The 25,260-nt window shown below is 51.1% G+C and carries 14 protein-coding genes; 4 read left to right on the top strand and 10 right to left on the bottom strand.

The annotated features are described in order from the left end of the window. Positions 1 to 2 precede the first annotated feature (2 nt). The 3 genes from WKT13_RS02485 to WKT13_RS02475 all read right to left on the bottom strand — a co-directional run bounded on the left by WKT13_RS02485 (position 3) and on the right by WKT13_RS02475 (position 6,016). Entirely contained in the window at positions 3 to 2,381 is a 2,379-nt protein-coding gene (locus WKT13_RS02485) for a thiol protease/hemagglutinin PrtT (protein WP_340322676.1), read from the bottom strand. Between the two features lie 111 nt (positions 2,382 to 2,492). Next, positions 2,493 to 3,980, bottom strand: a complete 1,488-nt coding sequence (locus WKT13_RS02480) for a helix-turn-helix domain-containing protein (protein WP_340322675.1) — start codon at positions 3,978 to 3,980, stop codon at positions 2,493 to 2,495. 179 nt (positions 3,981 to 4,159) lie between these two features. Next, positions 4,160 to 6,016, bottom strand: a complete 1,857-nt coding sequence (locus WKT13_RS02475; protein WP_340322674.1) for a GH116 family glycosyl hydrolase — start codon at positions 6,014 to 6,016, stop codon at positions 4,160 to 4,162. Between the two features lie 139 nt (positions 6,017 to 6,155). Here WKT13_RS02475 and WKT13_RS02470 point away from each other — a divergent pair, with 139 nt between their 5' ends. The 4 genes from WKT13_RS02470 (at position 6,156) to WKT13_RS02455 (ending at position 11,671) form a co-directional block, all read left to right on the top strand. Continuing rightward, a complete protein-coding gene (locus WKT13_RS02470; protein WP_340322673.1) occupies positions 6,156 to 7,394 on the top strand; it encodes a M16 family metallopeptidase in 1,239 nt (412 codons plus the stop codon). A 776-nt stretch (positions 7,395 to 8,170) separates the two neighbouring features. After that, on the top strand, positions 8,171 to 9,145 hold the full coding sequence (locus WKT13_RS02465; protein WP_340322672.1) for a carbohydrate kinase family protein: 975 nt from the start codon (positions 8,171 to 8,173) through the stop codon (positions 9,143 to 9,145). Between the two features lie 21 nt (positions 9,146 to 9,166). Beyond that, positions 9,167 to 10,360, top strand: coding sequence for an FprA family A-type flavoprotein (locus tag WKT13_RS02460; protein WP_298618885.1), 1,194 nt, complete (start codon positions 9,167 to 9,169; stop codon positions 10,358 to 10,360). Between the two features lie 135 nt (positions 10,361 to 10,495). Then, positions 10,496 to 11,671 carry a dicarboxylate/amino acid:cation symporter gene (locus WKT13_RS02455; protein ID WP_340322671.1) on the top strand — a complete coding sequence of 392 codons (1,176 nt, stop codon included), beginning with the start codon at positions 10,496 to 10,498 and terminating at the stop codon, positions 11,669 to 11,671. A 197-nt stretch (positions 11,672 to 11,868) separates the two neighbouring features. On the opposite strand, the gene WKT13_RS02450 is transcribed toward WKT13_RS02455, so the two are convergent. The 7 genes from WKT13_RS02450 to WKT13_RS02420 all read right to left on the bottom strand — a co-directional run bounded on the left by WKT13_RS02450 (position 11,869) and on the right by WKT13_RS02420 (position 25,196). After that, a complete protein-coding gene (locus WKT13_RS02450; RefSeq protein ID WP_340322670.1) occupies positions 11,869 to 13,557 on the bottom strand; it encodes a DUF6377 domain-containing protein in 1,689 nt (562 codons plus the stop codon). 958 nt (positions 13,558 to 14,515) lie between these two features. Beyond that, the gene (bglX, locus tag WKT13_RS02445) at positions 14,516 to 16,777 is read right to left on the bottom strand and encodes a beta-glucosidase BglX (protein WP_445323550.1); all 2,262 of its coding nucleotides are present in this window, start codon (positions 16,775 to 16,777) and stop codon (positions 14,516 to 14,518) included. 76 nt (positions 16,778 to 16,853) lie between these two features. Beyond that, on the bottom strand, positions 16,854 to 19,085 hold the full coding sequence (locus WKT13_RS02440; RefSeq protein ID WP_340322669.1) for a glycoside hydrolase family 3 C-terminal domain-containing protein: 2,232 nt from the start codon (positions 19,083 to 19,085) through the stop codon (positions 16,854 to 16,856). 63 nt (positions 19,086 to 19,148) lie between these two features. Then, positions 19,149 to 20,348, bottom strand: a complete 1,200-nt coding sequence (locus WKT13_RS02435) for a glycoside hydrolase family 5 protein (RefSeq protein WP_340322761.1) — start codon at positions 20,346 to 20,348, stop codon at positions 19,149 to 19,151. 132 nt (positions 20,349 to 20,480) lie between these two features. After that, the gene (locus WKT13_RS02430) at positions 20,481 to 21,563 is read right to left on the bottom strand and encodes a family 16 glycosylhydrolase (protein ID WP_340322668.1); all 1,083 of its coding nucleotides are present in this window, start codon (positions 21,561 to 21,563) and stop codon (positions 20,481 to 20,483) included. Between the two features lie 202 nt (positions 21,564 to 21,765). Next, positions 21,766 to 23,634 (bottom strand): hypothetical protein, encoded by a 1,869-nt coding sequence (locus tag WKT13_RS02425; RefSeq protein ID WP_340322667.1) that lies wholly within the window; start codon positions 23,632 to 23,634, stop codon positions 21,766 to 21,768. Between the two features lie 23 nt (positions 23,635 to 23,657). After that, complete coding sequence (locus WKT13_RS02420) at positions 23,658 to 25,196, bottom strand: RagB/SusD family nutrient uptake outer membrane protein (protein WP_340322666.1); 1,539 nt, start codon at positions 25,194 to 25,196, stop codon at positions 23,658 to 23,660. Between the last annotated feature and the right edge of the window lie 64 nt (positions 25,197 to 25,260).

The raw sequence follows: 25,260 nt of genomic DNA, 5'->3' as shown, positions 1-25,260 counted from the left end.
TGTCATTTCACTATCTTGCGTGTGCGCTCTCCTTGTTTCACTATGTACATGCCCTTTGGCAGCATTTCTGTGCTTGTCTCGGGACGGAGGCGTCCGTTCATGTCGTATATCTTCACTTTTCCGTCCATTTCATCGGTAACGGCATTGTCTATTCCTGTGGTCTCAGGAGCCAACATGAAGTAACAGGTTGAATTTTCTATCGGATTGAGATAGCCGTAAGATGTTCCGTTGTAAGCCAGCAGCGCAGCCAGATATACTGTTCCCGGTACGCCGTTCTCGAACGCTCCGCTGAATGTCACGTCGGCTGTCTCGCCGCTCTTCAGCATCAGATATTGCGGCTCGAGGCATCCGCGGATAACAGCTCCGCTCTCGTTGAATATGTAAAGGTAAACGTATCCGCCGAACACTCCCTGCTCGCACTTCAGGCTGGCAGTGATGTTCATTGAACTGGCATCGACGTTGGCGTTGTCGGCAAACGAGAGTTTGGCAGCCGGAGTGAGTACAGCCGTCTCGGCAGGAGCGTTCTCAACGCTTACCTCGCGCATGGTACTTATGAGGCGGTTGTCATCGTCCGTCACGGTGAGCATATAGTCGCCGGCCGGCAAATTGAATGTGTCGAAGAACTCAACATCAACACTTGCTCCCGGAGCAAGGTCAATCTTGTACTTAGAGCCGGACGCTACCGGACGCAGGGTGTTCTTGTCGTAGATGGTCACCATCACCTCGCCGAGGTAGTTTACGTCGCCTCCGTTCACTACAGTGGCCCTTGTGCACGACGGCACTCCGGCATATATTTCTGCAGGAACGTCCATTTCATCGATGTTCAGATCGAAATAATCGGGATAAATGAAGGTTATCTCTTCACCGCTTACACTGACATTCAGATAGTTGGGATAGCCCACATATTCGTCGCGGATGCGGCTCCACGCTCCGTCAGAACCATACTGGCGACAAACAGGATAGAGCTTGTATTCACCGTCGGCAAGCTTTCCGAACTTGACGTTTGCTGTCATCGGACCGTAGAAACCGTAATCCTTCTCAAGTTCATAAGCTATGTCTGTGAGATAAACTTCCACAGTTTTGTCCTGTGCATCGGTCAGAAGCATGGCATATTCAAACTTCGAAGTCTTCCATCCGGCATTGTATATCATTCCACGGAGAGAAATATCGGTGCTTCCTCCGTTGGCTATGGTTTTCTGTGCAGGCACAAGTCCTTCGGTAGAAACAAGCTCTACATCTTCGTAAGTGCCGCTCTGCGGAGGCTGGATACCGGTTATTATCTGCTGGTCGTAGTTGTATCCGCCTTCAGAACCGCCCGTTCCCTGCAACGGCGGATTGAGAGCTGACGTGCGAAAATAGCCGTTGCTCATGCCGCTCCAGCCCCAATTGACGTGTACAAAACCGTTTTCATCGTATCCATCGAACACGAATGCGTGTCCGCCGGCAGACGAACGGCCGGTGGCAATCACGGGACGTCCGTTGTCAATCTCGTTCTCGATGATCTGCTGCCATTCCTCACTGCTGTAGTTATCGCGCTGTCGGTAGGCCACACCCTTGTCGTAATCAAAATAATTGAACAGTGCGTAAGGTATGACATCACTTCCAGCTCCACTTGAGGAAGAATAGTTCATGCTCACCGAAATGCCGCAATGAAGCATCAGTTCAGCCACGGCATCGCAGCTGGCTTCGCTGCTGTTACTGTCGTACATAGGCAGCATATCATCCCAGGCATAATATGTAGAACCGAAGTCGGCGGTCAGAGTGCGACCGCCAAGTATGGCCGGCGCATAGGTGTAAGAACCTTTTCCAACCTCCGGCCAGCGGTGATAGTACATCACCTGTGCCATTGCCGTAGCGACACATCCCGTCGCACATCTGGAACTTATGTCATAATTAGGACACATATTATTATAAGGCGCGCTCTGGTCCCACATGATGTTTCCAAGCAGCGGCGCCACTCTCTTGCCGTCGTTTGCACGGTTTTCCTGTGCGAACTCCACATTGTTGTCTCTTATATAAGTTATCTCGTCCACGTAACCAGCCATCCAGTTGCGCATCTCCGGCGACATACGGTCGTAGTCGAAACTGCCCATGTCGCTGTAGCCCAGCACCTGCGTGGCTCTGTCTTCGGCCGAAACAAGAATAAATCCGCCGTCCTGGCCTGCATTGAAAACATAGACGCAGCTGCGTCCTTTCGTATCATCGGCTGTATATACCAGCTTCAACGCATCGCTTCCGCCTTTCTGCTGTGACTTCATCGACGTCACATTGTCGCGGAGAAACGACTGTGCGATTTTCAGAGCCTGCGGCTGCGTGATGTCTCCGGCAAAAGACAACAGCCCCGGCAACAATAATAAAACAGCAAGAGTAAGTTTTCTCATAATGACATTTTTATTTGGTTTTCACGCTTACAAAAATAGAAAAAAGGCGCAAAAACTAACAAAAAGTCACAAAACAATGTTTTCTAATTCATAAATTAAAAATCAGAACGCTCAGTTTCTGAGCATTTTCTGATATAATGACGGCGTCATTCCTGTTACTTTCTTGAACGCTGCAATAAAGTTTGAAGCCGATTTGTAACCCACGCTTTCGGCTATACCCTGCATGCTGTATGCCCCATAGCGGCCGGTGTCCATCATACGTTTCATCGCCACTTTGATGCGACGCTCGTTCAGGAAAGTCCTGAAATTCTTGTTATATGTAGAATTTATCACCTGAGATACATAATTGGTGTTCGACTCCGAAAGCCTTGCAAGCACGGCCAGGCTGAAATCCGGACTGCAGAAAGCGTTCTCATCCTCCATCACAGCGTCGATGCGCTGCAGCAGTTCTTCGCTGTTGGGCACCGGTGCCACACTCTTATCCTGGCGTTCGTCGGCGTTATCTGTCTCGTCGATGCGCGCTTTCTGCCTATCGACGATATCGCGATAGCGGCTTTCTATTTCGAGAAGTTCCCTGTTACGCTCAAACAACGCCACATAAGCCACATGCAGTTTGCGACGTTGACGCCACACCATGACCACCGCGGTGCATGCCACCGCCACTACGAGCAGCAGCAGAACGAGCGCCGCATTCTGATAGAATATCGTCCGTTTCTGATTGTCTATGGTCTGGCGATCGAGTTTCTTCTCGTGTATCTGATAACGGTTCTTTATCTGCGAGAACTCATTCACGTTGAGCAAAGAGTCTGTATATCTGAAAAATTCGTTCTGATAGAACAGTGCTTTCTCCTTATTTCCCAGTTTTGTATAGACACGCATCATGCCTTTGTAGCAGTCGGCGTAGAGATAGGCTTCGTTCTTCAACTGTGCCAGTGAGTCGTACTTCTGCAACACTTCGAGCGCTTTCGTCAGGTCGCCCTGCTTCTCATAGCACTGATAAACCTCCGAATAAGGATATATTTTCATCTCTCCCGGCAGTCCGTATTTGTCCACCACAGCCACAGCTTCGTTCATCCAGCGTGTTTTTTCGCCCATTTCATCGCGTATTCCGGCAATAAATCCCTTATTGAAATAATAATAGAACAACAGCCGTCCACGCGGAACACCTTTCAGCACCTTCACTTTCTCGTTAAGACGTGAGGCATACTCCACATTGCCTATGTTGCATCCGGCTCCTATCATGTTGTTAAGGAACTTGAACTGCATACCCGCATTGCCCGACTGCGTACTGAGACGATAACCTTTCTCATACACGTCGAGAGCCTGTGCGAAGTTGGAATAGACGGAATATACGCCTCCCACGTCGTAGTAGGCATTCATAAGATTGAGAGTGTCGAAGTTTTTCGAATGTTCCTCTTTCTGTATATACTGGAGCAGTTTGGACAAAGCACTGTTGTAATCGCTCTTGCGCAGATAGGCCTTGGCCTCCTTCAGCTCGTCCGGTGTCCCGCTTGCGCCCTGCCCGCCCGATGCGGCAAGGAGCACTGAAAAATGAAAAATGAGTGCCAGGCACACGTATATAAGTCTTCTGCTCGTCATATTGTAAAATGAGGAAAATGCGGCCGGCAACACAAAAAAGATGAAACCACCGATGCAAAGATAAGAAAAAAAGCTGATAATCAACACATCACGCGCCACTATCAGCAGACCAGCGTGACATCCGGATGCATACAAAACAAGAAGGCGGACACCTTGAGGATGTCCGCCCTGTGCGTTTATCAATCGATGACACCGGTGTTCACCAATCCGAAATACACCAGCCCGAAGAGTCCGGCATTCCAGCCCTGAATGTGAAAACCGAGGTTCTCGCCCGTCAGACTGTTGATATGCTCGTTGGGCGACCAGTCGCCCGAATCGACAAGATCGGCTCTTCCGACACGTTTCACCAACTCCACAGCCTCATCCCTGCGGCCCATCCTCACTCTCGCCCAGCAGTCCATGAAGCTCACCCACGGCCACACGGCACCGTTGTGATAGGTAGCAGGCGGATAACCGAAGCTTTCATCGTAATACGGAAAAGTCTCCGCCACACCATACGGCGTTAGACTCCGCTCATTCAAAGCCCCGAAAATTTTAGCGGCGCGGTCGTCGGGCACCACACCGAACAGTATGCCTATGGTCTGATCCTGCAGCAAACGGTCGTTCACACTGCCGTCGCGCCATATCTGACAATAATATTCGCCGTTCCAGAGTCCGCCGTCCTTCACGTCCATATTCACACGTCTGAAGGCCCTGTCGTAAGCTCCGGCATATTCACAGGCGGCTTTACTGTCGCCGCACGCCTCCGCCATGAGTTCCATTTTCTTCAACGCAGCCATATAGACAAGACAACTGAAGGGCGAATACTTGCGGCCTTCCACACCGCCGACGTCCTTCCAGTCGCCCCAGAACGACACCTGCATGGGCAAGCCTACGTGCTCCTTATCGCGCAAAATGAGCCATTCCATCGCCTTTTTCAGTGCCGGCCAGTACTTCTGAAGGTTCTGCTGCTCATGATACATCTGCCAGAAACGCGCCACGCGGAGTATGAAGAAAGCGTTGATGTCGAGATCATCGTTTCGCTCTATCAGCGGAAGTATGGTCGTAGGAATCTTGCCCGACGGCTGCTGCCATGCGATGCTTTCCTCTATCATACGGCGTTCCAAGTCCTTGAACATCACGAGATGGAGCCACGAAGTCCAGTAACTGTCGCGCTGGTTCAGCTCACGATAGCCCATAGTTACCACCTCATCGTTGCGCGTCCATTTGGTGAGCGACACACCCGACACCATGTACCAACGCAGAAAACTGTCGAGTTCATCGTCGCCGGTGACAGGAATTGCACGGCTGAAACCTTCGGTCTTGTCTTTCAAAACCGGCCATACAGCGCGGCCATAGGCCGTAAGTATGTCAGGCGAAGCATAGTCAAGCGCGCTCACCCATTCATTGTCGTGAAACGCCAGCAGTATTCTCACTGTGCGTTTCTCTTTCGCTCCAAGGTTCAGGTGCATGCGAAGTGCACCGCCATCCCACGAGGTTGGAACATCAGCAGTCAACTCCACACACTTTCCGTCGCCCGCACCCGAATAACCGTTGCCCTTGACCGCAGACATGCCCTGTGCAATACCTTCTGCCGGAACAGCCACAATATCGAACGTCTCAGCCGTCCTGCGCGTGTTGGTACACTCCATCTCGACCATCAACAGCGGCAGGGCCGACGTGCGCGCATCGTTCACTGCCAGCGGACAGAAGGCCGTAACGGCAAACGATGTCTTAGTGAGTGGTGACCCGTGATAGGTGTTACGGACAAACGGAAAGGCACGGTCCACCGTCTTTTTCCTGAATTCCGAGAAACTGTGGCGCCTTCCGTCCTTCTCTACAAAGAACTCCACATCGCCCTTATCCTGCAACCACTCGCCTATACGGCCGGGATTGCGCATTATCTGTCCGAAGAAACCTCCGTCCTGCGAGGCGTTCACCGTCAGTGCGAAGTTGGACAACGGATATCCGTCAACCTCCGCAGGCTGCTGTGCCGTCACGTCCGTGCACCATACGAAGAGTGCCGCCACGACGGCAACTATCTTTCTAATGTCCATGTGTTATAATCAAAAGGTTTGTGTTTATCATCAATATATGATTGCAAAAGTAAGGAATTATTGCCGAAAACGACACTGTATGGACTAAAATAAGTAATTTTGCAGCATATTCAGGACTATAACAACACAAGGACACGAAATGAAATACAACACACATACAATGGCCGACGGGCTGCGCGTGATACATCTGCCGTCGGCCTCGCCGGTGGTTTACTGCGGTTACGCCATCAACGCCGGCACCCGCGACGAGACGCCGGGAGAGGAAGGAATGGCCCATTTCTGCGAGCACATCACCTTCAAAGGAACAGAACGGCGCCGTGCATGGCACATCCTTAACAGCCTGGAGAGCGTGGGCGGCGACCTCAACGCCTTCACCGGAAAGGAGGACACGGTGTATCATGCCGCCGTTCTGCGCGACCACATAACGCGTGCCGTCGATCTGCTCACCGACATAGTGTTCCACAGCACATATCCGCAGAACGAGATAGACAAGGAAGTGGAGGTCATCTGCGAGGAAATAGAAAGCTACAACGACTCGCCCGCCGAACTGATATACGATGAATTCGAGAATATGGTTTTCAGCGGTCACCCGCTCGGTCACAACATTCTGGGACAGGCCGAACGCCTGCGAACATACACCACTGCCGACGCCCAGCGCTTCACCTCGCGCCTCTACCGCCCCGACAACGCCATATTCTTTGCCTACGGCGACATTGATTTCACCCGTCTGGTCAAGGCTCTCGCACGCGCCGGACACGACACTCCAGCCTCAGGTTCGCCTCTTCCCGCCACCGACGACATGCGCCGCCGGCCGTTGCCACAATACGTTCCGTCGCAAAGGACGATGAACATGGACACACATCTGGCACACGTGATGACCGGAAACCGTGCCTACGACATACACGACCAGCGCCGTATGGCTCTCTATCTGCTCAACAACATAATGGGCGGACCGGGCATGACGGCGCGCCTCAACCTGACTCTGCGCGAGCGACACGCGCTTGTCTACACTGTGGAAAGCTCAATGGCGAGCTACTCCGACACGGGTGTGTGGGCCGCCTACTTCGGATGTGATCCGCGCCAGGTGGACCGTTGCATGCGACTCGTAAGGCGCGAACTCGACCGCATGATGGAGACTCCGTTGAGCGACAAGCAGCTGCGCGCCGCCAAAAAACAGATAAAGGGACAGATAGGTGTGGCATGCGACAGTCGCGAAAGTTTCGCCATCGACTTCGCCAAGAGCTTCCTGCACTACGGATGGGAGAAGGACGTGGCACGGCTCTACAGCAACATCGACGCGGTGACACCGCAGATGATACAACATGTGGCGCAGGAGACATTCGCCCCGGAGCTCATGACAACGCTCATAATAAAATGAAAACACAAGAGTTATAATTGCTCTCTCGAACATAAACGGCCGCCATACAGGTGGTCGTTTTAACATTTAAAACCGAGCGGCTCCGCTCCGTCGTCATTTTTCTTAAAAAATAACGCCACACGTCCGCTTTTCGTCCATACAGCCATAACCTCTTGATTATCAACAAAATAAACAAAGAACACAGATTATACCAGTACATTAAGTTTGCCACCCGTCCTCCCACCGCTTTGCAAAAAGGGCTTTATTACACCCTGATATGGACTATTTCACCGCTCGAAAAAGACCAAATCAGCATGCAATAAAGACAATACCACAACGCAGAAAAGGCAAAATCGCAAAGCAACAATCAGAAAACGACAGTGAAATAATCTGCAAGCCGAAGAGCCATAAGCACAAAATGGTCCATTTCATCGTTCTCCGTCGTCTCAAACTCACGGCCGGACCGGATCGCAGAATGTTAAATTCGGACACTGCGGACGTTAAAAATGTTAATGCAAACACGATCCTATACAGGCTTAATCGCCGTCACTACGGCCTACGCAGAATGCTTTTTTAGATAAAAGCGAAAACATAACATGACAGTTATTTGCATAACTGTCGTTTTTTATTTTTATCTTTGCATAAGATATAGCTGCACTCGGGAAATTGAAAACAAGTTTTCTTTCCACTCGCTGGCAATATCTTTGCATAAGATATAGCTGCACTCGGGAACCACACAAGTCGGCAAGACTGAATGCCGGACAGACATGGTGCAGACAGCTTAACACACAGAAGTGATGACAGAAAAAGACAAAAGACGCAGGGTAACGGCAACAGGTGAGATGGCACTTGACATTGTTTTCAAGAACGACACACCTGTCGACGCAGTGCCGGGAGGCTCGGCACTCAACACCATAGTGTCGCTCGCACGGGCCGGCATCAGTACGGCTTTCGTGTCGGCCACAGGCAACGACTACGCCGGACAGCGCATGCGGAACTTTCTCGCAGCCGAAGGCGTGGACGTGACGGCAGTGGAAACGGCTGGAGAAATGAGGTCTACCGTGTCGCTGGCTGTACTCGACTCACACAACAACGCATCCTATACATTCTATCGTGACAGCCGTCCGCTGCCATACAACGGCCGTCCGCAACCGATGGACGAAGGCGACATACTGATGTTAAGCTCGTTCCATGCGGTGAGTCCTGCCACACGTCACATGACAGTTCCGCTGCTCGACGAGGCACGGCGGGCCGGAGCGATGGTGGTATATGACATGAATTTCCGACCTGCACACAAGGCCGACCTGCCCGATGTGATACAGAACATGACGGAAAACATGCGCCGTGCCGACATAGTGCGCGCCAGCACCGAGGACCTCATGACGGTATTCGGTACTGCCGATGCGGCCGAGGCATACCGCAACCACATATCCGGACACTGCCGCATACTGGTGTGCACCGACGGCGAACGCCCCGTACAGATATTCACAGGCGCCGCAGCGCCGATGACAGTCGGCGTGAGACAGGTGGAGGCAGTGAGCACAATAGGAGCCGGCGACAACTACAACGCAGGCATGATATATGCCCTCATACGCCACGGAATAAGTCGCGACGACCTCTCTACTCGTCCCGACAAAATATGCTGGGAGCGGATAGCGGAATGTGCCGCAGCGTTCGCCGCCGACTGCTGCACCCATACGGGCAACAACATAAGCCGGGAGTTCGGCATGCACATGAGGCAAGAACTGGAACAAAACAACAACGGACAATAACATAAAAACAAAAATACGTACATGAAACTGATTACAGACAACATCTACTATGTAGGCGTGAACGACCGCAACAAGCACCTTTTCGAAGGTCTGTGGCCGCTGCCCGCCGGAGTTTCCTACAACTCTTATCTCATCAACGACGAAAAAGTGTGCCTCATAGACACCGTTGAGGTGGGCTTTTTCAGCCAATTCATCGAGAACATACGCGCCGTGATAGGCGACCGCAAGGTGGACTATCTCGTGGTGAACCACATGGAACCCGACCACAGCGGCTCGCTCGCACTGCTCAGACAATACTATCCTGACGTGCAGGTGATAGGCAACAAGAAGACCTTCGGCATGATGAAGGGTTTCTACGGCATAGACAGCAACACGATGGAGATAAAGAACGGCGAGACTCTCAGCCTCGGAAGCCACACGCTGAAGTTCGTTCTCACACCTATGGTTCACTGGCCCGAGACAATGATGACGCTCGACACTACAGCCGGCGTGCTGTTCGCAGGCGACGCCTTCGGATGTTTCGGAGCACTCAACGGCGGAGTGATAGATGCTCAGATCAACTGCGACGGCTTCTGGCCGGAGATGGTGCGCTACTACAGCAACATCGTTGGTAAGTACGGAATACCCGTGCAGAACGCAATGAAAAAACTGGCCGGCGTCGACATAAAGTACATCTGCTCCACCCACGGACCTGTATGGCATGAGCATATCGGCAAGGTTACAGGAATGTACGACCGCATGAGCAGATACGATACAGACGAGGGCATCGTGGTATGCTACGGCACCATGTACGGCAACACCGAACGTGCGGCCGAAGTAATAGCCAACGCAGCGAGCGAGGCAGGAATAAAGAACATCGTGATGCACAATGTATCGAAGACACACCACTCGTATATCATAGCCGACGTGTTCCGTTACCGCGGACTCATCGTGGGCGCACCGACCTACAACACGGGCCTCTATCATGAGATGGACGTGCTGCTCTCCGAGCTGGCCGGACGCGACATAAAGAACCATTATCTGGGATGGTTCGGCAGCCATGGATGGGCAAGCAAGGCCGTATCCAAGATAAACGACTGGAACGAGCACCATCTGCACTTCGAACCGGTGGGCACTCCGGTGGACATCTGCCAGAGCCTCAACGCCGAGACAACAGCGGCATGCGAACAACTGGGCCGCGACATGGCTGAGAGACTGAAGGAAGACAGAGCCTGAACATCCGGCAAACGAAAGAACCGACATACAAACGGCCTGACGGCACCATAACCGTCTGACGGCCGGAGAGACACAGGCAAGCCCGCATACAGACTGCGAGCCTGCCTGTATTGTTTAAAACAAAACCTTACACACATGAAAAAAATACGATTCGGGCTGCTGCCCCGCATAATCATAGCCATTGTCCTGGGTGTAGTCCTGGGCAACGTGATGACGGAACCGTGGATAAGGCCGTTCGTCACATTCAACGCCATATTCAGCCAGTTTCTTGGTTTTCTCATACCGATAATCATCGTCGGGCTCGTCACTCCGGCCATAGCAGGCATCGGTAAGACAGCAGGCAAGATGCTGCTCGTAACGGTAGCGATAGCCTACGCCGACACAGTGATGTGCGGCATGCTGGCCTACGGCACGGGCAGTGCACTGTTCCCGGGCATGACCGAGGGACTGTCGATGGCGGCATCGGGCGGCGCCGGCAAGGCTATCGAACCGTATTTCACCATCAAGATACCGCCCATACTCGACGTTATGAGCGCTCTCGTGCTTTCGTTCATAATGGGTCTGGGCATAGCCTACGGCAAAGCGGAGGTGCTGAAAAAGGGGGCCGACGAGGTGATGGACATCACCGGCAAGGTGATAAGCAAGGCCATCATACCGCTGTTGCCGCCATACATCTTCGGTATATTCCTCAACATGACAGCCAACGGCGAGGCTTACTCCATAATGAGCGTGTTTGCCAAGATAATAGTAGTGATATTCGTGCTCCACATTGTCATACTACTATACCAGTTCTGCGTGGCAGGAGCAGTGACGCGGCGCAATCCTCTGAAGCTGCTGTGGCGCATGTTGCCGGCCTACTTCACGGCTTTGGGCACATCGTCGTCGGCAGCCACGATACCTGTTACGCTGCGTCAGACAGAGATGAACGGCGTGAGCAACGACGTGGCTGGCTTCACAGTGCCGCTCTGCGCCACAATACACATGTCGGGATCGGTGATGAAGATAACGGCCTGCGCGCTGACCATATGCATCATAAAGGGCATGCCGCACGACGCTATGCTCTTCACGGGATTCGTGATGCTGCTGTCTGTCATGATGGTGGCCGCACCGGGAGTGCCCGGAGGCTCCATAATGGCGGCACTGGCACCGCTGGCATCGGTACTGGGATTCGGCGAACAGGACCAGGCGCTGATGATTGCGCTGTACATAGCCATGGACAGTTTCGGCACGGCATGCAACGTGACGGGCGACGGAGCGGTGGCGCTGATAGTGGACCGCATATTCGGTCGCAAGAGCGTAAAGCATACATAGAAAGCCGGAAAAGCCGCTCCTGAAACAACACACAACGGAGCGGACGCGGCAATATAAAAACAGCGACAGCCTGTGGCAGATGATGTCACAGGCTGTCGTCATATCAACCGGGCGCACAACGGAGCATGACCGGCTGCAATACTTAACGACAAACGGGAACATTATGTATGAGTAATGCCTCCGCAACCGTCCGCCCGTCAGTCCTTGGGCAGCCCTATCGCTTTGACATAATCCTCGAACTCGTCGCGGCTTATGGCCGCTCCGTTCTTTATCTTGGCACGATAGTTATATATAGTATTGACCGAGAAATGCAGGAACTCGGCAATCTTGGAGCTGTCGTCGATGCCTAGACGTATGAGAGCAAAGATACGTATACCGGTGGTGAGCTTTGCCTGGTCGGTCAAAACAATGCGACATTCAGGACGCAACAGCATGTTGAACTCATCGACAAATGTAGGGAAAAGACGTATGAACGTGGAGTCGAATATCTCGAAAAGCTCGGCACGCTCGCGGTCGCGGAAGTTATGATTCTTCACAACGCTGTAAAGATCGGCGTAACGCTTTGCCTTTATCATGACAAACATGTCGCGGCGCATAGCATCCATGCGGTCGATGTAAGACGAACACTGACGGAGGAACAGGCCGATATATTTCTCTTTCACACGGTTGCTTTCGTCGAGACTTGCCACAGCCTCGTTGAGATGGTCGCCGGTAGCCACAAGACGGCGGTTGAGAGTGTCGAGATTCTTGAGCGTCTGCTTCATCTCTGCGTTGAGCGCAGTGAGCTGTTCGTTCTTACGGCTCAGCTCAGTCTGTGTCCGGGTGAGTCTGCGGCGCTGGCGTGTGAGATAGAAAAGGAATGCAAGCACTATGAGAAGGAACACAACAGACACGGCAATGACTGTCTTGAGATAAGTATTCTCGCGCTTGCCACGCATCTGATACATTTTGTCCACCACCTGCATGACGGGCGTTATCTGCTGATAGCGGAGACGTGTACCGAACCGGGCGGCACAGTCGGAAGCGAAGTTTATGTAGCGGTAAGAACGCTTGATGTCGCCCATGGTGTACATGGCATTGGCCAGTTCCCACAACGCTCCCTGGTCCATCACGGCGTTGCGCACATCGTTGAGCGCCGACATGGCGAGCCAGTATGTCCACTGCTCCGTGTCGCCGAGCATCTTGTAGTCGAGAAAACGATAGAAAGCCACGATGGCCATTCTGTGAGAATCTTTGGCCGCCAGTTTCATGCGACGGTCGTTATAACGCAAAGCCTTGGCGTAGTCGCCTTCGCCATAGGCCCTTGTCTCGAGTAGTTGCAGACGTATATCGCTGTCGGCAGGAGCAATGGCAATGAGCGAATCGGCATAAAGACGCGACATGGCTGAATATTTCTTTCTGAGATTATCCACCTTGCTGTAGTATGCAAGTTCGCCATACAAATGGTTGCACGACTTGTAGTAATCCACAAGTCCGGCAGCATCGAGTTCCGCTTTGCTTACTGTAGCCAGTATGTCGGCGGCCTCGGTGTACATGCCCGTCGAGGAACACTGGTAAGCCTTGAGCACACGGCAGCGGTTCTCTCCCGCACGGTCTCCGTTTCTGCGGGCTATGGCCTCGGCACGATCGAGCCAGAGAAGAGCCGAATCGCTCATATAGGCCCGGTATTCGTTGAAGAGTTCGAGAGCTATGGAATAGCGTGCCGCAGCACCTGCTGTGGCGTACATGTTGCGGGCATGACGTATGTAGTTCTCACGTTTGGACACATATCTGTCCGAATTGGCAATAGCATCATCAAGGCAGCTGTAAAGCGAATCGGCGCGGGTGGATGCCGCAGCATGTCCGAACGGAGCCGACAACAACAGCAATAAGATAAGGATTCTCATATCATTATCAAGTCACAAATGGAACAAAAGGCTTTAAATCACAATATTGCAAAGATAAAACAATATCATGAAATGACAAAAGACGGACACGTGGTTTTTTCGACTCCGTGGAAATTCTGTGGAGATTGTTTTATTAATGGAGCATCACCGTATGAAGAAAAAAACACGGACAGTGCGTAACGTCATGAACAACAGCGGCGCATCCATACAAGTAACAATAAATACACGTTGTCACAACCGATGAATCCTCACAGAAAGGCGCCGTGTCTCGAATGTCTCCCCCACCCGCAATATCGGCGTTTTTAAAGAAAACCCGGACGACGTACTTACAGTTTTTCTTGACTTTTTTTTGACAAAATAAAATCGCGAAAGAGGTGTAAAGAAATGTTAAATACAACATCTGAAAGGCCCGTTCCGGCTTTATTGCCTTACGGCATACTTTGTTTCATAATCCCCTATAATCCATATTGCATTCCGATAATGCCCATATCAGCCTCTGGTTTCGCCCGTATCAGGGTGTGATATTGTGTGTTTCAGGCCCTGATATGGGCAATATCACGTGCCGAAATGGTGCATTTCGCACTGTCGGAAAATCTATTCTTAACACAAGCCACTGATATTCAATACATTGCACAAGACTAAAATTTCTCGCGTATTTACGTCCGAAGGAGAGTCTGCCCGCAAATTCTCTCTTATTTTTTGGGGTAGAACTGAAAACTCGGGTGTGAAAACCACAGGCTACTGAAAATCTGTAACTACGCCATTTGGCTTCTCTTCCGGCAGAAGATAACAACGCCTATACGGGATTGACACCTCGTTCTTGATTGCAGCCAATGTCTGCCGGGCTTACCGACCGGGCCGTTATCATATAAAAAATCTTCCGCCTTATGAAAGACATTGCTGACATAAGACGGAAGACGGTATTGTATATTTAAGTCTCAGGAAACACTCTCCGACATCACTCTGCCGTGATACTTACGCTCTGGAGCGAACGGCTGTCGTGGCCGAGCATTATGTCGAACTTGCCAGGTTCGAACACCTGACGTCCCTCGGCGTTGTAATATGAAAGTTCTTTCTCCGTAATGTCGAGAACAACTTCCTTGCTCTCGCCTGCCTTGAGCATCACGCGGCTGAAGCCTTTGAGCTCCTTGACAGGACGTACTACAGAAGCTACAGGATCGCGCATGTAGAGCTGCACCACTTCATAAGCGTCGCGCGAACCGGTGTTGGTCACTGTTACAGAGGCCTTGAAGTTGCGGCCTGAACCTGTGACAACGGGTTTGCCATAGCTGAAGGTTGTATAAGTAAGACCGTAACCGAACGGATAGAGCGGATCGTTGACGTTGTCGAGCCAGTTGGTGGCGTACTTGCGGAAATCCTTTGTGCCTTCCGGAACAGGACGGCCTGTGTTCATATGATTGTAGTACATGGGCAGCTGACCTGTGGCACGCGGGAAAGTCATGCTGAGACGTCCGCTCGGGGCTACATCGCCGAACAGTACGTCGCATACGGCGTCGGCTGTCTCGCTGCCTCCGAACCACACGTTGAGAATGGCATCTACATTGTCCTGTTCCCATGTGAGCACTGTAGGACGTCCGGAGAAGTTGAGCATCACAACGGGCTTACCGAGTTTCACAAGCTCGGCAAGCAGTTCGCGCTGCACGTCGGGCAACCGGAGGTCGGAACGGCTGGCACACTCTCCGGACATGTCGGCACTCTCGCCCATGGCGCAGACAATGACGTCGGCACGGGCAGCCACGGCAAGCGCCTCGGCCTTGAGGGCTGCATCGTCGCCACGCTCAATGGTCTTGCCGAACTCAGCGGCACGCTGGCGCAAAGAATCGGCCATGAGATTGCAGCCCTGAGCATAGAGAAGTTCGGCCTTGCCTTTGAGCGCGCGCTCAAAACCTTCCTTGAGTGTAGAGTATTTGTCGGGCGTATAAGCCACGCACCATGTGCCGGCCATGTTGGCACGGGTGTTGGCCAACGGACCGATAAGGGCTATCTTGCCCTCACGTTTCAGCGGCAGGAGGTTGTCCTGATTCTTCAGCAGCACAAAGGTCTCGGCGGCTATGCGGCGTGCGGCGGCGCGGTTGTCGGCAGTGAATATGTCGCGTTTGCGGCGCTTGGTGTCGCAGTACTTGTATGGATCGGCAAAAAGTCCGAGCTTGTATTTTGCCTCGAGCACTCTGCGGCAGGCGGTGTTGATGGCTTCCTCGCTCACGGTGCCATCCTTGACAGACTGTTCCAATGTGCCGATGAATCCCATGGAGCACATATCCATGTCGGTGCCTGCATTGAGCGCAAGGGCAGAGGCCCGCTTGAGGTCGCCGCCCACACCGTGGGTGATCATCTCGCCTATCGAACCGTAGTCGGTGGCTACGAAGCCGTCGAACTTCCACAGATTGCGCAACACATCGTCGAGCAGCCACTTGTTGGCTGTGGCCGGGATGCCGTCAACAACGTTGAACGACGACATGATACTGCCCGCACCGGCCTCAACAGCAGCTTTGTATGGCGGGAAATACTGATTGAACATACGCAGACGGCTCATATCGACGGTGTTGTAATCAAGACCCGACTCAACGGCACCGTAAAGAGCGAAATGTTTCAGACAGGCCATCACGTTGGCGTTGCTGCTGTAATCGCCCTGATAACCGCGTATCATTGCTTTTGCTATCTGCGATCCGAGATAAGGATCTTCGCCGTTGCCTTCGGATACACGGCCCCAACGTGCGTCAACACAGATGTCGACCATCGGGCTGAAAACCCAGTTGATGCCATCGGCTGAAGCCTCCTTGGCTGCTATACGGGCAGCCTCTTCTATGGCTGACATGTCCCAACTGCACGACAGTGCGAACGGTATGGGGAAAATGGTCTCGTAGCCATGGATCACATCCATGCCGACAAGAAGCGGTATGCCAAGGCGGCTCTGCTCAACAGCCACCTTCTGCAGGGCCTTGATTTTGTCTACTCCCTTCAGATTGAACACTCCGCCCATGCCTCCGGACTTGATAAGTCCGGCCACCTGAGTGTCCTGTGCCTGTCCTGTTGTGATGTCACCGGCCACCTGAAGATTGAGCTGGCCGATCTTCTCCTGAAGTGTCATACGCGACATAAGGTCGCTGACGAACTTGTCCATATCGGCATCCTGTGCTGTCGCTGTCAGCGCAAACACACATGACACCATGGCTGTCAATGTTTTCTTTACTGATATCATCGTTATAATATTTTTAATAAACAAAAGGAAGACAGCGGACAGTCAACCGCCGTTGTCTGTCTCTGTCTTCAGAATATTACATTAAAACAAATCTCACTTTCTGTTTCAGATTATCGGAAGAGTTACCTATCAAAGCTTCGAAGTCGCCGGGTTCAGCAGTCCATTTATGGGCCTTGTCGTCGAAGAAACTCAGTGCATCTGTGCCGATGGTGAGCTTCACTTCCTTTGTCTCGCCGGGCTTCAGACTCACTTTACTGAAAGCCTTGAGTTCCTTGTAAGGACGGACGAGAGACGATTTGCAGTCGCGCACATAAAGCTGTATCACTTCAGAGCCGGCTCTTGTGCCTGTATTCTCCACGCTTACGGTGAATGTTATGCTGTCGCCCTGTGCTAGTTTTGTTTTGTCAGCCGTAGCCTTGCCTATCTTGAAGGTGGTGTAGCTTAGGCCGTGACCAAAGGCAAACACCGGTTTGATTTTTTCCTTGTCTGCCCAACGGTAGCCTACGAATATGCCTTCCTTATATTCTTCGTCGATGATTTTCTTGTCGTCGCGCCATGTGCCGGGATAGCTGTTCAGCTTGTGTGCGGCAACATCGTCAAGCTTCTGCCACCATGTGTAAGGCAGTTTGCCCGAAGGATTGGCACGGCCTGTGAGTACATCGGCCAGAGCCTCGCCGGCAGTGGAACCGAGGAACCATCCCTGTACGATGGACTCGACCTTGTTGCGCCAGGGCATAGCCACCGGATTGCCGGAGATGTTTACGAACACGATGTTCTTGTTGACAGCGGCCAGAGCCTCAACCACACGGTCCTGACCATATGGCAGCCCGTATTCCTTGCGGTCGTGACCTTCGGCATCCTGATAATCGCTTTTATTGAGACCTCCGAAGAATACCACGCAGTCGGCATTCTTAGCCTTGTCCACCGCCTCGGCAATGAGTTCATCGGCAGAGCGTGGCTCATAAAGTTTCTGCTTGGCAACGACTCCATTATACTCGCCGATGGTATCACCAACGTAACCGCGGGCATAATCAACCTTGATCATATTGCCAAGATAGTTGCGCATACCCTCTATCGGGAGAGTCTCACGCTGTACTTTCAGCGAAGAACTACCGCCACCTACGGTCATCATCTTGATGGCATTCTCACCCACAACAAGCACGCGGAGTGTCTTCGTAGTGTCGAGCGGCAGCAGATTGCCGTCGTTCTTGAGAAGCACAATGCCTTCATCCGCTATACGACGGGCTGTGGCATAATGGGCTTCGGAGTTCATCGAGCCATTGCCGCGGTCGGTCTTCATTGTAGTGCGGAAGAACAGACGCAGGACGCGGCGCACCTTGTCGTCGAGTTCCTTGGTCGTGTATTCACCCTTCTGTATCATTTCGCGATATGGCCGGGCGAGATAATAATTGTCGTATGCGTTGGATGCACCGAAGGAAAGACCGTCGGTCCATGTGCCGAATTCCATGTCGAGGCCGTTCTCGACAGCCTGGCGTGTGTCATGCGTTCCACCCCAGTCCGAAATCACAACACCGTCGAAGCCCCACTCTCCTTTGAGAATGTCGCAGAGCAGATACTTGTTATGGCAGTTGTGCTGGTCCTTATAAAGATTGTATGCACCCATGAGTCCCCATGCATGACCTTCGGTAACGGCGGCCTTGAACGCAGGAAGATATATTTCATACAGGGCACGGTCGTCAACAACGACATTCACCTGATTGCGGTATTCCTCATCGTTGTTCATCGCAAAATGCTTCACACATGCGGCAACACCATTGGACTGAAGTCCCTGAACATAAGGTACTACCATGCGAGATGCCAGATATGGATCTTCGCCCATGTACTCGAAGTTGCGTCCACCGAGAGGGGTGCGCAGAATATTCACACCAGGACCGAGAATCATGTCCTTGCCACGATAAAGCGCTTCCTCACCAAGGGCTTTGCCGTAAGCCATTGCCATCTTCGGATTCCAGGTGGCAGCGAGACATGTGAGCGCAGGAAACGCCACACAGGAATCGTTTGTCTGTCCTGCCTGCATCCATTCGTCCCAAAGCACATCGGGACGTACGCCGTGAGGACCGTCGTCGGTCCAAAACTCAGGAATGCCCAAACGGGCCACACCCGGAGAGCTGAACTTGCTCTGTGCGTGTATTACCGCTATCTTTTCATCGAGCGTCATACGTTTCAGAGCATCTTCTACACGTTGCTCAACCGGTTTTGTCGCATCAAGATATACAGGAAGCGACTGAGCCGTGGCTGCCGTTGCGGTGAAAGCGACAAAAGCAGCCATCATGATTGTTTTGTTCATTATATATTTCATTTATCGGGTCTTTCTGTTTCCTTATCAATATTACCACATCGTATAATACGGTCAGTCGGCCTTCAGACCGATTGACTTTATGTATGCGTTCTGAGGACGACAATTTGCAAACTTGACATTCTCTATAAACTGTCTGAGTATGCGGCGTGCCTCATCCTGCGACGGACGAGCCTTGCGTATGTCTTCGAAAGTGGTGCGTGACGCCTCAGAGAACTTCACAACAACACTATCCCATCCCTCCGGACGTACTATGGCATTCATACAGGAATTGTCAACCTTCTTATAAGGCCAGAACGTATAACCTATATTATTATTGCGCAATACCTTTACAAAATCGGCCTGCCACTGGTCTGTGTTATGTCCCAGTTCTCCCATATACATCGGCAAGCCCGTGCGGTCGCGGAATTCGATATAATCCTTTATTGCATCTGCCGTGGCAGGACCGCCGTAACGATGGCATGTGTACATGATGTTTGTATCGAATTTCCTGTCGGAAAACATGGTAAAAATACTGTTCCACTGCGCTCCTCCAAGCAATATCACATGATTGTTGTCTATCTCGCGTATGGCCTTCACAGTCCGTTTGTATAACGGCTCAAGCTTTCTGTTAAGTTCGTCCTTATTTGTAAAGAAGTGGGCTATCGGTTCATTCATCAGTTCGTATCCGAGAATGACAGGTTCATCCTTGTAACGCGATGCTATGTCACACCATATCTTGATGAACAGTTGCTGGCTGGCCTCGCTCTCGAAAAGCCACGGATAGCCATAGCTGTTGTCTATGTTGTCGCCGGTCTGGCCGCCGGGACAATCGTGCATGTCGAGAATCAGATAAAGGCCATAATCCCTGCACCAGTTGATAAGACTGTCCACTCTGGCAAATCCGTCCTGAGCAGACGAAAGGCCCATATAATCCTCATCGGTGAAAAGTTTGTAATTGAACGGCAGACGGATAGTGTTGGCACCGGTGGACGCAATGAAACGGATGTCGTCACGGGTGATATAATTATCCTTGAATGCCTGCCAGAAGGCTGCCGTATCGTCCGGACCTATCATTTGCCTGAACATAAGATCGATCATCCATCCACTGTTTGTTTTCTGGAAACCGAACATATAACCCTCCGGATTAAGCCAGTTGCCAAGATTTGTTCCGGTAATATACAACTTGGTGCCGTCCGGTCTGACCAGGTTTTCGCCGTCCACACGCACAAAGCGTCCGGATGCTGACACTGTGATGACAGACACACAAAGCATCAGAAAAGACAGAATTCTTCGCATTTACGTAAGTTTTAGAATAAAAGCCACCCACGGCCGCAATCCACGGAGTTTATGTCACGCGGCTTATCGGTCGCAAGCGGCTTCAACTTAATTATTCAGCTTATTATGTTATTTTTGAAAAACTCTCACATAATCAACTTCCATTGTTGCCGGAAGACAGCTTTCGTCAACACCCTGAAGACCGCCCCACGAGCCGCCCCATGCAAGATTGAGTATAACATAGAACGGTGCGTCGAAAGGCCAGGCGTCGTTACCGGTGCCGTCATTGTTATAAGTAAGCAACTGCTGTCCGTCAACATAGAACACCATTTTCTCGGATGTCCATTCAAGAGCATACTTGTGGAAGTCCGAATAAGCAGTGGCAACAGAAGTACGGGCACTCTCTATCGCTGTTCCACCGTTGTTGTACTTGTTGCAATGGATTGTCGATACTACAACATTCGGATCATATCCCACCGACTCCATTATGTCTATCTCACCATCGCCAGGCCATGTTGTAAAGTTGACAGGCATCATCCAGAATGCAGGCCATGTGCCCTTTCCTTCCGGCAGTTTGATGCTTGCCTCGATATAACCATACTTCCAGCCCTGATTACGTTTTGCATATATACGTGCCGACTTGATGTCATTGCCATCTTTATACAGGTTTATCTTCAGTGTTCCATTAGACACTTCGGCAACATCATTACCCTTTACATAACTCTGCAACTCATTGTTCACGAAACCCGGACCGGCCACTTCAAAGGTCCAGTCGCTGCTAAGTTCAGTTCCGTCAAACTCATCATTCCACACAAGCGAATAGCCGTCCGGAGCAACAATCTCCGTATCATTTGATACTCCTGCCTGATTGACCTTGACTGCACGGCGTGTTCCACCACACCATACTATAACTTCGCCACTGCGTGCTTCTGTATCTGTGTTTTCCTGCACCGTTACAGTAAGAGTCTCGTTTTGATTTACCGAACCGTCTGGTGTCACCGTCAGCCAGTCAACAGTAGCATAAGCGGCAAATTCACGGTTGGTCGCCACATCCACTGTGAACGATGTTGCTCCGGCATCAATGTCTTTCTCCGTTACCGACAGCGTCACCTGCTGATTGTCCGGTGCAAAAACCGTCTCCCGCTCATCGCTGCAGGACGCCATTCCAACAGCCGCGGCAAAAAATATGCTTAATATCATTTTGGTCTTCATTTTTCCGTATTTTAAGAACGTTTGTTATTATAACTTTGTTTCACCTTTTCTTTTTCTTCCGACTAAACCCTGGTTTGCAAGAGAACGTCTTCCGTTTCCCCACCAGACGTATTCAGGGTTATGAAAAATGTCTCTTAAGATTCAAAAGACGTCTCTTGCACAAACAAGGTTGTCGATACATTAAAAGAAAGGTTGATTCGTATTATTGTGCCGTCTTCTGCAACACGATGTTGTTTACAGTCACCGTGGTATTATCCTGACATCCGCCAAAGTCAAAGACAAGCATCAGTCCCTGAGACGCACCTATGGCCAGCTTGGAAGCAGGAACCTTCAGTACATATTCCTCGTAAGGAGCAAGATCCACACGCTCTGCGAAGAAGAAGTTGTCAGCATCATTCGCACTATCTGTGAGTTTCACTGTCGCACCCTTGAGTTCCTTGTTTGACATCAGCGTGCAACTGAAGTCATAAGCTACATCCGCATCAGCCGGTATGCCAGTCTTAATCTTCACCTGAGCCTGCCACTGTTCGAATGTCGCTGACGGCAGTGTAATGGTGTAGTTGCCACCGTCCTTGACAAATCCAGGATCAGCTATCTGTGTCCATCCCGGAGCATAATAGAACTCTGTCGAATAAGCATCTGTGTCGTCCACGTTCACCTTCCAGAGGTTATTTTCAGAATCATATGTATAAACTGTCTTGTCCTCATCCTCAGACGGTACGACTGTTCCATCGTCGTTGGCATGATCTTTCAGCACAATATCGCTCACAGTGACCTGTGTGTTTTCTGCGTTACCGCCGAAATCGAGCACCAAAGACACCTTGTCCATATCTATTCCTGGCATATCGCTCTTATAGAACACATATTCCTCATAAGCCTTAAGCTTGACAGTCTCCTGGAAATAGTATGTGTCGTCATCGCCGGTCTTCACAAGTTTCACAGTCACATTGTTGTGATCGGTATTCGATGTAAACTTACAGCTGAAGTCATAGTTCGATGCAGCGCTGGTACTCATATCGGTGAGGAACTTCACCTGAGCCTGCCATGTCTCGCTAGTAGCAGTAGGCAGACTTATGGTATAAGAGTTTCCGTCTGCTGTAAGTGTAGGATCAGCTATCTGTGTCCAGCCCGGAGCATAGAAGAACTCGTTGGTGAATGTACATCCTTTGAACATATTGAATTCGCTGTCCGGATCAAATCCGTCAAAGCTCTGTTCGTCAGCCTTGCTCGTAAGAATGTAATGCCATGCCACAGAACCGTCATCATAAATTAGCACAAGCTTCGAGCCAGTTATGCTCTCAATGCGGAATTCCGGTTTGTTATACTGATTGTCGCCGGATACATACGGGAACAATGTCTGATCATCAAGCACAAGATACACGTCGTTACCACGGCCCTCTATCTTGTATTGTGCTGTCTGTTCCTGTACGGCTGCGTCAAAATCATCTCCGTTACCCGGATTTTCCGGGAAAAGTGTACATCCGTTGTTCACAAACACGAGACCGTCAGCACCTGGACTATAAGTATATGTGCCATCGGCAGTAAAGGTTACTTCATCGTCATAAAGACCAGTGCCCTCCTTCTCATTAGGTGCGGCAGAGAACCATCCGAGTCCGTCGCTGCCGGATTCACCACATCCGAGGTGTCCCTCTTCGCTCTTTGCTATGCGCCAAGTCTTGCCACTTAGCATTGTAGCATACATATCGTAATCGACAAGAGAATTATCAATATGGAAAGTCACAGAACCTATGCCCTGGCTGAATCCGTTGCGGTTGCCCACCCGATATTTCAAAACATAATCGCCGGTATTGGCAAAAATTTTCTTCAATTCGTTCTGGGTTGAATAAGGATTGGTGCTTTCCCAGTCCATGATCCATATAGGATAGACGCCGTTACCCTCAAGTTTGAACGTCGCCTGATTTATTGTCTGGTCAACGTCGACGGTCACCTTTGCATCCTTTGCGATAGGAAGTCCGTTTTCGTTCACACCCTCGAAGTCGTCGGGCGAGCACGATGCGAGTGACATTGCCACTGCGGCAAACGCGCCCAATATATAATTAAGCTTTTTCATAATTTGTCACTGTTATTGTTGGTTTAATAATTGTTCTGCGTCAGAGTACCCTGTGCAGCGTCTATCTCTGACTGCGGTATCGGCAGATACTTCTTCGACTCGCTCCACGTATTTGTGCGATAACCGTACTTATCGGGCACAAGTGTTGTCGCAGCCTTTCCTGTACGCACAAGGTCCCAGTAGCGTTTGCCTTCGCCCACAAACTCAAGGTGGCGTTCGTTGATTATGTTGTCAATCGTCGCACTTACATGATCGGTAAGTCCCGAACGGTTGTGCACAAGATTCAGATACGATTCAGCCAATCCTGTATCACCGCCGGTGCGGAGCAGGAGTTCTGCAGCGTTGAGGAGTGTTTCCGCATAACGATAAACGCGCAGGTTGTTGTTGAAGTTCAGATCACCATCAGCTGCCTGATCCTTGTTGTTATCCGATTTTGCAATATACTTGCCAAGGAAGTAGCCAGTATCCTGATAGCGATGCTCGTAAGTGCCGTGTGCGTTGGCGTCGAAGCATGTCACATCGCGGCGCTGATCGCCGTTGGCGAACATCTGGAATGTCTCCGTACGTACAGGAGCGAATCCCCAGCCGTTTGTCACACCACTGTTGTCACCAGCGTTGGCAGCCCAAGCGCTCGGACTGATGAGACGCGGCAGAACCGTACCACCGGAAACGAGTGGAGAGTTCCACGAACGTACGGCGTTGTCATCCTTATAATTCACTTCGAAAATAGACTCTATGCCCCACTCTCCGCTTTCCTCGAATATTGCGGCATAGCTTGGCATAAGATCGTACTGCTGGCTGCTGATTATTTCATCCATATATTCCAAAGCCTTGTTATAGCGGCTTTCGTCGTTCTTATACATCACCATTTCGGCATAGAGCATGTAAGCCATGGCCTGTGACACCTTGCCTACATTGTCCTCGCCCACCGAGTCTTCCCACTTCATAGGAAGAACATTCATATTGATGACATCCTCCAGATCGGCTATCACCTTGTCGTAAACATCGTCGGCAGCCAACTGCTCTGCAAGATAAGGGAATTCCAAATTCTCCATATAAAAAGGAATATTTCCCCAGAACTTCCACAGATTGCAGTAGTAATAAGCTCTCAGCACACGTGTCTGTGCTATCCATGAGTTGCGTTCGTCCTCGCTGATGTTGTCGCCAGCCCATCCTATGTAAGTCAGCACGTCGTTGCAGCGCTTTATTCCGCTGTACTCGCATGTCCATAGTCCTGACATACAGTTCTCCGGATTGGCGTCATAGTTCATCATGAGATGCCAGAACTGGTTGTCGGTACTGCTTGAACCACCCGGCCAGATGTCGTCGGCCATAATGTCGCTCATGATGTTTATGGGGTTGTACTGGTTCATTGCCCAGTCCGGCCACTGCAACGGTGCATAGGCAGAGATAAGGGCTTCGTACACATGATCCCTTGTTGTGAAATACTCCTCTATAGGATTGGACGTTGGCGGAGTGACATCCAGAAAGTCGTCGCTGCAGCCCGAAAACGTCAGTGATGCGGCTAAAAGCATGCCGGCATATATATTGAACTTTTTCATTTTTATCTTGTTTTAAGATTTCTCCGGTTTCCGGGTTACAAGGTCCGGGAGCCATCGCTCCGCG

Source organism: Prevotella sp. HCN-7019 (assembly GCF_037890215.1).
Taxonomy (GTDB): Bacteria; Bacteroidota; Bacteroidia; order Bacteroidales; family Bacteroidaceae; genus Prevotella.
The sequence above is the reverse complement of the archived record's forward strand: the minus strand, read 5'-3'. Positions and strand labels throughout refer to the sequence as shown.